Source organism: Duganella sacchari (assembly GCF_900143065.1).
GTDB classification, from domain to species: Bacteria; Pseudomonadota; Gammaproteobacteria; order Burkholderiales; family Burkholderiaceae_D; genus Rugamonas; species Rugamonas sacchari.
The window spans coordinates 161,949-170,639 of sequence record NZ_FRCX01000015.1; the positions used below are offsets into that span (position 1 = coordinate 161,949).

Below are 8,691 nucleotides of genomic sequence, written 5' to 3' on the forward strand. Positions count from 1 at the left end.
AACAACAACAACAACAACAACAACAACAACAACCAACTGGGGAAGTGCCATGCCACTGGAAATGCTAGCAGTTGCGAATGCAGATGCCGTTACGCCTGTCACCGTGTTGCCGGACCTGGCTGGCGGGTATTATAGTGTGGCGCCAACGGTGCCCAAGGGCACGTTTGACCTTGGTTTAGTCATGGCCGGCGCTATCTCCGCTGGTGCGTATACTGCTGGTGTGCTCGACTTCCTGATCGAGGCTATGGATGCCTTCGAGACCGAGAAGGCCAAGCGCCGCCTGGCGTCCCGCGACCCGCTTACCTGGGACGTTCCAGGCCATGACGTGCGCTTGCGCATCATGTCCGGCGCTTCGGCTGGCAGCATTGTTTCAGCCGTTGCTGCGGTTGCATTGCGATACCAGTTTCCTCACGTGAAGAGCAGCACCACCAACCCGTCGGCCAATCCGTTTTACCGCGCCTGGGTCTCAGACATAGATATCAGCAACCTGCTCCAGGCCAAGGACCTGCAGGGCAACAAGGATCCTGTCACCTCACTACTGGATTCCACCAGCCTGCAGTCGATCGGCGATACGCTGCTCGGTTACGGCACTGCGGCGGGACAGGGCGAGGTGCCGCGAGCCAATCGCCCCTATCTCAGCTCGCCGGTGCGCTACGTCTTTAGCATTAACAACTTGCGGGGCGTTCCGTACTTCGTTCCCATGAACTCCAACATCGACGCCGGTTTCGGGATGGTGAAACATGGCGACTACATCGGTTTCGCCGTGGACTATGGCGCTGGCAAGCCAAGAGCGGCCAAGCTGGACGATGTAGGCCTCGCGTTTCCCAACAGCGTTTCCTCCTGGTCAGGGTTTACCGGCGCTGCGCTGGCCTCGGGCGCCTTTCCGGCATTCCTGGCGCCTCGTCCATTGAGCGTGCCAGGAACGCGCTATGTCTACCGCTTTGTGCTGGCTCCGGCCGATACGCCCGACAAAGTGTGCGCCGTGCAGGTCCAGCCCAAGTGGATCGATGACGTGGTTCCAGCACCCTACACCGCAATGCTCGTTGACGGTGGCACTATCAACAATGAGCCGCTGGAATGGGCGCGTTCGGAACTTGCCGGCATTGCGGGGCGCTGTCCTCGGGCGGGCGACGACGCAGATCGGGCGACCATCCTGATTGACCCTTTCCCCGACTATGCTGCGCAGGTGGACGACCCCAAGCGTGGGCAAAGTGCGGATCTCTTTTCCGCCCTGGCCGGTCTCGTCGGTGGATGGAAAAGCCAGGCCCGCTTTGCCTCGGGCGACCTGGCGCTGGCTGAAGCGTCATCCGTCTACAGCCGCTTTCTCATCGCACCCGACCGGGACAAGTCGCCAGAGAGCGCGAAGTTTGACCTGGCCTGCGGTGCCCTAGGAGGGTTTTCCGGCTTTTTGGCGCAATCCTTCCGGCAGCATGACTATCTCCTGGGGCGTCGCAATTGCCAGCAGTTCCTGCGCACACATTTCGCCGTGCCTGTGACGAACAACCAAATCACGACTGCGATCAACCCGGCACTGCTGGAAAAGTCGGCATGGCTGGTAGAGCGCGATGGCAAGATACACATGCCGTTGATCCCCCTGTTCGGGAGCCTGGCTGAGGAGGAGCCACTCCCTCGCTGGCCAACACAGGCCTTCCTGCCCGAAACCCTCATTACCCCTATTGCCGGGCGCGTCAAGGCAGTGCTGGACCGGCTTGTGACGAACAAGGCCCCGTGGCTGCTCAAGGCGCTATACAGCGTCCTCTCGCCCGTTTTTGGTGGCTTGCTGTGTCGCAAGCTGGCAACGCAGGCTGTGCAGGCAATCCGCAAGGAGCTTGAGGCGCGAAACTTAGCCGCGGCTTTACCCAGCGACAGCTAATTCTCTGTTTCGGCCTCCACTCCCCCTTGACACCTCATATCAAGAGCCCGGCGTCCTCAAAGGAAGACAGCCGGGGTCGTGGTAGGAATACGGTGTAGTGTCCTGGAAGCCCGTCTCAAAAATTTTTGCGTCGACCAGGCAGTCGCAGCAGCAGCATGGCTGTCTACGGCTGCTGCAGATAGGAACATGAGGCCGACGGTGGCGCCGGCGCAGCCAGCGATGCTTCGCTACTGCGACGACGGCACCGTCGAGATTGATAACTCGGCGGCCTAGCGCGACGTGGCCATTATTCGCCGCAACTACCTGTTGCCGGCGGCGACAGCGGAGGAGAATACGCCGCCGCGCTCTAGTCGCTGATTGGCGCGGTCAGACGATATTTCACCGATTATTTCTATGGCACAATTGGGTGAAACTAGTGTTGTTCGCCACAGCAAGAATCAACGAAGAAAGGGAACTTCATGTCGACGTCACAAGAGATTACAACCGGCAATATCATCGTCAATGACGGCACAGTCAATCTGGTGCAGAACGCCAATCAGAATGTCCCGCTCGAAGTACGTGACGTTTCGATGGCGTTGGCGGAACTGCGGAAAATGGCGCTTGCCTCCACTGATCTGGACGAGATTGACAAGGGAGCCGTCAAGGCTGCAATTGATGAAGCGGACAAACAGCTCAAGGCGCCGGAGCCGGACCTGTCGAAGGTAGACAAAGCTGTCTCGTGGCTTAAGCAGATCCTCAGCGGGGTCGAAACCCTGGCGCCCGCGACCATTCGCGTTGCTGAATTGATCGCAAAACACTGGGCGGTTTGAGTTGGATACCTCGTCCGATCAGAAAATCATCACCGGAGATGTCTACGTCGGTCAAAATGGCACTGTCACCATCAGCCAGGAAATTGGCCTGTCCAAGGCCGACTTTGAGGAGCTGCTGCGGGTGCGCGAGCAGGATCTCAGCAAATTGTATGAGGCGCGTGAGCGGCTAACCGCTCAAGAATGTCAACGTTTGGAGCAGTCGCTAGCGCAGACCAAATCCTCCATGGCCAATTCAAGCGCCCAATTCACATCCCAGATTAAGGATCTGCAGCAAACCCTCGTCGATTTGGGCGGTGACAAGATCCAGGCCTATCAGCAGGCACGCTCGATAAACGATACCGCGCTGGCGGAAGTCTACCTCAAGCAATCCCTCGCGCAACTTGCGGAGACGCACGCGATGCAGGCGTACCGTGCTGCCACGCTGGCCATTGAGCGATTTGATTTCGAAGGCGGGTTAAAGCATAGCCGCATGGCGGTATATCTGCAGCCGGACAATGTCCAATATTTACTCGGACTTGCCACACATGCGTTGCGCTCGGGTCTTTTAGACGAAGCCTCCGATTCTTTCGCCGCGGCGGCGGCCGCCGCTCCGCTCAACATGAATCTGCTTCGCATGGGATTTTTCATCCCACCGGACTATCACAGGCTGGACTTTGCGGAGTTCTTGATCAACTATCGTCCCAGCGACGAGCGCGCTTCGCAGATCCTTTGCGCTTACGTCCCATTCCTGGATGCGTTGGATGCCACCGCCCCCTACGCCACTGAGCGCATTCGCAAGCTCTGCATGCAAGCCGGAATCGAGGTAGCTGCGTCGTCAGTCTCGCCAACCGCAGACAGCGAGGGGATCGATGTCGATAATCGAGTCGACGCGAAGTCCGAATGCGAGCGCCAACTGGCGATGATCAAGAACGAAGTACCAATCGATCCATTTCGCGTTGGGATCGCACACATCAATCTCGGCGGCGCGTTGGCGAAAAGCGGCGACTACGATGGCACCGAGCAGGCGTGGCATGGCGCCCGTTTGGCCTTGGGTGAGGATCACCCTTTCGTACTAAACAGTATCGATAACTTCGCAAAGCATGCGGAAAATGCCGGCGATCTGGATGTCGCGCTACGATGGAGGGAGCGCGCCTTGGAACTGGCAGTGCTCCATGTGGCCCCATTCTCGACCCAGGCCGTGAACATCCGACAATCGATCGCACAAACAGCGATAGAGTTGGGTAGGCCTGGCCGTGCCCTGACTTGTTTGCGAGAGCTCTTGGCCGCCGCGGACGACCGCAAGATAGAACACTGGACGCCATCTGACTACGATGGACTAAGAACGTCCATTCAGACCCTCGAAGAACTGGAAAAGGGCGCAGCACCGGCGCTCGGCGTTCCGCCCGATACCCGCAGGGGCGGATGGTTTAAGTCGGTTTTTGGCAGGTTCGGCGGTCGCTGACGAAAAGCAGCTGCGAACAACTCCCGGTACTTTCGCTTGAGCGATCCGCGAGAGCCCCTCCTACCACATTAGATGGGGTCTGCTCTTCATATTCGTCTCAACTAGCTTTTGAACAGCTTAGCTTCAGGCCAAACGTGTGGCAAGTCTAGGCTGAATTTGAGCAGCCACATAAATCTTTGCCTGGGAAATTCCATTCAATCTGATCCATGTACTTACGTAGATTTATTTTTCCGAGGCTAAAGGCATCGGCAGTCGCGACTAAGACCATCGCCGTACCAAAAATTTTTCCATCTGGAAGTTGCAGCTGAATAGCAGTCTTGGAGATGCAGGTAACCTTAGAGACATCAAAAAGTACCCCAATGCTGAGTGCGACCAGTTGTTGAGAGGCGTGTATCAGAGCTTCTGTTGGCGGCCGGTCAAAGGTGTCTCGGATAAGCAAAGTCCCGACTTTCTTATGCTCTTTCCAACTGATCGTTTCATACCCCACAGTTGAAAGATCATGAGCAATTTGCATTATTGAAGAAGCCAATGATCGCTCAATCTTTGGAGGCCCTAACGCCAAAATTTCCTCCGCATGCTCTATGAAGATAATTGTGTTGGCAAGGCGTAGAGCGTGATGAGCCTTCTGAACCCAGCGACATGCGGCACGTAGTCGATTTAACCCAAACTGACGTGACTGCACGGTTCCTTTGCCGAATGTTACGCGTATGGTTTTTGGCCCAATTAGTCGATAGGATTTGTGAGCAGAAATATTGCGCCATTGATTTACGGTTAAATCGAGGTCTGGGTCTCTGAGAAGTAGCGCTGCGGTGGTCCTATGAGATTCCGGAAATCCGCCCACCAGCGCGCCAAAATCTAGAGAGGTAACACGAACGGGCCACGTTCCAGTAACGTCCCGTACTGCGAATGAGTATAAAATCTGAAGCTGCGGCTTGAAACAACCTTCAGCGATACCTCCAATAGTTTCAAAAATCTGGAATATTACATCCCTTGCAGCTGCGCCAGCTTCAAGCGAACTAGTGGTCTGAAACATATGCAGCCAGTGCGCGTCAGACGCACCTAAGCCATCAAACGATTCAAGAAGAGCTCGGTATGCTCCTGCTCTGTCTACGCGCAAAACTTTTCGGTAAAGCGAGAGACTCCACCGTAGTAGACTGAGGTAGTCTGGATCTCGCGCGATGCGCGCTAAGTTGCGAAGTTCTGCGATGAACGAATCGATATTTTTTTGCAATTGCGTAGGACGACGAAAATAGGGGCTGAAATTTTCTATAGTCGCCTGCTTCCAATCGTCTCGACTGTAGGAAATTGGAACACGATGATCGCTTAGGGAATTTATTAGCTTTTGCATATGTTGTAATTTTGCGCTTTGATTTTTTGTGGATTTGTCCCTCTGCAGCAGCGCCTAACAGCCCATTACCTTACTTCACAGGGAACACTGGCATCCAAGTGGGCGGCTGCCTGTCAAACACCGTCACGACATCCTCTAATTGCCGTCTGTTCGGTCCCATAACATAACGTGCCGAAGCCCATGCTGTAGCCTCATTGATCTGTCTTACGAGATTGACGCTGGACATCTCGTACTCCACGCGTGCCTTGCCAGACGAGTGATGTGATACCAGGCAAAATCTCGGTGAAAGCGGGAACGCGAGCTGCATCCCGGTTGCAAAGAAATTCCCAACTGACTCTGCATCCTCCGCGAGGTTGGCCAAACCACAGTCCGAAATCACAAACCGCGCGTTTGGGGCAGGCGACTCCAATATTTGCCAGTGCGACCAGTGAATTCGCTTGTACACAATGGGCAATGCGCCAAGGAAGAGCCCCAATGCAGCTTGCCGTCCTGGTGCGAGCACGGCTCGTCCAAATATGTAAGCGGCCATTTCAGCTGCCCGCAACGGATTCGTTCCTTGTTCATCCTCAAAGTATTTCTTGGCCGTGGCTTCGTCGCCAAAATGCTCTTTGAGGTAGGGGGCCATAGCCTTATATGCCACAAGAATTTCATCCAATGCCTGCGGCGTACGAAGTAGATTGATCGCGATGAACCACGCTAGTGTTGTTCGATCCAGATCGTCAATGACTTCCTTTTGGCAGAGTCGCTTGATGATTGGTATGGCGTCGTTCTCAAATGCGGCAATGGCATGTTCGACATCAAAACGCTTCTCTCCATTGTCGTCAATAAATACATAGAACTCGTCGAGAAACGCGACCCCTTTTTTGCCCTTGGTTTTGAAGCAAGCGCGCTTCCTGTCGTAGACCGAAAACTCTCCGTCTGGCGCGAAAAACAATTCCTGATATGCCCGGGTGACGTAATGCTGGTCTTTTGGTCCACTATTGCGCCCAACAGCCTGTGACAGGACTCTCTCCATCCGAGGTATGCGCGGGTCCATTTCCGAGTTGCCGTCTTTCATCGCGACCTCTATTCCTCGTAACTTAGACGTTCTACAAGTTTACTTACCAACTCATCCGCCGCATCGTTGTTGAACCGATGACTACCATGGGGACGAGCGCGCACAATCTCCGCCAATTCACGCAGGCCGACTTGCCGAGCGTAGGCCTCAACTTCCACGTCAGCAATTCTGACGGCCTCCTTTACGATGGCTATCGCCGCGTTTCCACAATCATCGCAGACAGCATGCGTAGTGCTACCACTTGGGCTGGCAACGTCGCGATAGAGTTTTCGCGCGATCGGAAATGCCCATGCAGATTGCTTCGTTGGCCGAACAATTTGACGTTTCGAGCGATTGCATGCAGGGCAATGCCAATCGTCCGGGACGAGGTCCCATTTCTTCTTGCTTGTGACTTTAGCGACATGTTCAATTTCGCCCGACGTCGGAACTTGTGGCCTATCTTGGACGGGTTTCCTTCGCCAGTCTGAGAGACCTTTTTGTGGATGTTGGCGGATTGGCCCGCAAAGTACGCTCAACGCATGCGGAGCCCTACAGTTCCCTGCGACATTTGCGGCCACCTTCTTAACAAAGGAAGGATGAGCCTGAACGGGCATGCTTTGGTACCAGTGCTCATTCTTGGCCGCGATTTCCGCTATCCGCTCAACGATCTTCATTCGCAATTCAAAGGTGCTTCGGTTTTGCTCCCAAATCCTTGCCGCAATGGCGTGATCGATGCGGTGCTCCGCACCCGGCACCGTAATCACAAATTCAAGAATTTCTTTAGGAGAGAAGGAAAATGAGGCATGTGCCCGTACAAGTTTCTTCGCCGCGGCATCAGCATTGTTGCAGTCGTTGCATATCACGGTATTGTCATAAGCAGAGACCATTGGCGCACTACGTTTGGCAAAACCTTCAGCGGCTTCGTCCGCGACCACGCGCTCCATGCTCGCGGAAATACTTTGAAATTTCCGAAGCAAAAGGTCTTTCATGTGGTCGTGATGCTCGACTAACCGGCACATCAGGTCGCCGTTCTTGTTGGGCCTTGCAATTTCCACTTTCGACCTTTGGCAAGAAGGACACTTCCATGAGGTGGGCGTATAGGCCCACAACGTGTCCATGTCGACGCCAATACATCCATAGCTCTTAACCATGGCCTTCGTTAGGGGCGACATGACCCCATCAAGAACGCCGCTGCCAGATTCAATTGACCGAAGCAGTGCCTCGTCTTCTGGGTAAATAGTGCTTGACCACTCCCTAAGCCAGTTTTTCCAATCCGGCTCCTGATCCATTTCTTCGTCCTGCATCTATGCCACCTCGTCGCTTAATTCTTCATTTTGATGCAGGCATTGCTGCGTTCGCCGATTCCTCTTTGGCGCTCTTAGCAATTGCCCGGACGCTCGGCCACATGAAATCAATTGTCTGAACGGCCAACTTCGCAAATTCTATTCGCTGGGCCAACTCTACGGCGTACCCATCTGCCTTTGCCTCATCAAAGTGACCGCCAATGTATATGAGGCCGCTTGGCCCCAACTGCATTCGATACGCCATTGCTGCAACGCCTGCATGGCTGTGCAAGTGATATACGCCCATTGTGGTTTTGAGTTGTTCTGCACCTCCCAGCGCCAATCCAAGTCGCTCCCAGTTCTTAACAAGCTGCTTAGCGGCCAGATGCCCCTCAACTTCTTTTGCCTGTCGTTCAACCATTTCCCAGTAGACGGACTCTTTTTCTCCAATGAGTAACGTACCTTGATAGGCGCACATGAGCGCCATGCAAATACCTTCAATCGCTTGCCTTAGTAAATTGCCGGATGCAGTCAATTTTCCTGAGAAGAGTAGTTTTATTGACGTCACAAGATCATCGAGCACTCCGTGGACAAATCCGCAGACCAATGCCGTCTGAACGTAAGCGTAAAGCCAGCGCCGTCTAGACTCTGCTCGCAGCACCATCCATGATCTAATTTTGGCACGGCATTTGTGCCCACAAATTTTGATTATGGACACAAATTTTCAACCAGTCACTTCCACCAATTCACGTGGTCACTACCGTCAGCATCCGCTGGAGTTCAAACGTGCCTTGGTGGCATTGTCGCTGCAGCCAGGTGTTTCGGTGGCGCGCATTGCGCGCGACCATGGCGTCAATGCCAACCAGGTGTTCAGCTGGCGTCGGTTGTATCAGCAAGGACG

At 54.5% G+C, this 8,691-nt stretch carries 8 protein-coding genes; 4 read left to right on the forward strand and 4 right to left on the reverse strand.

Going from position 1 to position 8,691, the window contains the following annotated elements; genetic code table 11:
* The 3 genes from BUA36_RS26405 to BUA36_RS26415 form a co-directional block, all read left to right on the forward strand.
* A partial coding sequence (locus BUA36_RS26405; RefSeq protein WP_208861933.1) for a patatin-like phospholipase family protein occupies positions 1-1,873 on the forward strand: 1,873 nt, incomplete at its 5' end.
* Between the two features lie 458 nt (positions 1,874-2,331).
* The gene (locus BUA36_RS26410; protein ID WP_072789219.1) at positions 2,332-2,682 is read left to right on the forward strand and encodes a hypothetical protein; all 351 of its coding nucleotides are present in this window, start codon (positions 2,332-2,334) and stop codon (positions 2,680-2,682) included.
* A gap of 1 nt (position 2,683) precedes the next feature.
* Positions 2,684-4,123 (forward strand): tetratricopeptide repeat protein, encoded by a 1,440-nt coding sequence (locus BUA36_RS26415; protein WP_072789221.1) that lies wholly within the window; start codon positions 2,684-2,686, stop codon positions 4,121-4,123.
* Between the two features lie 145 nt (positions 4,124-4,268).
* On the opposite strand, the gene BUA36_RS30475 is transcribed toward BUA36_RS26415, so the two are convergent.
* From BUA36_RS30475 to BUA36_RS26435, 4 genes are all read right to left on the reverse strand, one after another.
* Complete coding sequence (locus BUA36_RS30475) at positions 4,269-5,471, reverse strand: hypothetical protein (protein WP_139260699.1); 1,203 nt, start codon at positions 5,469-5,471, stop codon at positions 4,269-4,271.
* A 70-nt stretch (positions 5,472-5,541) separates the two neighbouring features.
* Positions 5,542-6,528 (reverse strand): DUF4238 domain-containing protein, encoded by a 987-nt coding sequence (locus BUA36_RS26425; RefSeq protein ID WP_072789225.1) that lies wholly within the window; start codon positions 6,526-6,528, stop codon positions 5,542-5,544.
* Positions 6,529-6,536: 8 nt separating this feature from the next.
* The gene (locus BUA36_RS26430; RefSeq protein ID WP_084560358.1) at positions 6,537-7,811 is read right to left on the reverse strand and encodes a rubredoxin; all 1,275 of its coding nucleotides are present in this window, start codon (positions 7,809-7,811) and stop codon (positions 6,537-6,539) included.
* 25 nt (positions 7,812-7,836) lie between these two features.
* On the reverse strand, positions 7,837-8,373 hold the full coding sequence (locus tag BUA36_RS26435) for a hypothetical protein (protein WP_167544338.1): 537 nt from the start codon (positions 8,371-8,373) through the stop codon (positions 7,837-7,839).
* A 127-nt stretch (positions 8,374-8,500) separates the two neighbouring features.
* On the opposite strand from BUA36_RS26435, the gene BUA36_RS26440 reads away from it, so the two are divergent.
* Positions 8,501-8,691: transposase (locus BUA36_RS26440; RefSeq protein WP_139260701.1), on the forward strand; the 191-nt coding region annotated here is incomplete at its 3' end.

Excerpts from the sequence above, each read along its gene's own strand:
- BUA36_RS26430 (WP_084560358.1), bottom strand. The coding sequence starts at position 7,811 with ATGCAGGACGAAGAAATGGATCAGGAGCCGGATTGGAAAAACTGGCTT.
- BUA36_RS30475 (WP_139260699.1), bottom strand. The coding sequence starts at position 5,471 with ATGCAAAAGCTAATAAATTCCCTAAGCGATCATCGTGTTCCAATTTCC.
- BUA36_RS26425 (WP_072789225.1), bottom strand. The coding sequence starts at position 6,528 with ATGAAAGACGGCAACTCGGAAATGGACCCGCGCATACCTCGGATGGAG.
- BUA36_RS26410 (WP_072789219.1), top strand. The coding sequence starts at position 2,332 with ATGTCGACGTCACAAGAGATTACAACCGGCAATATCATCGTCAATGAC.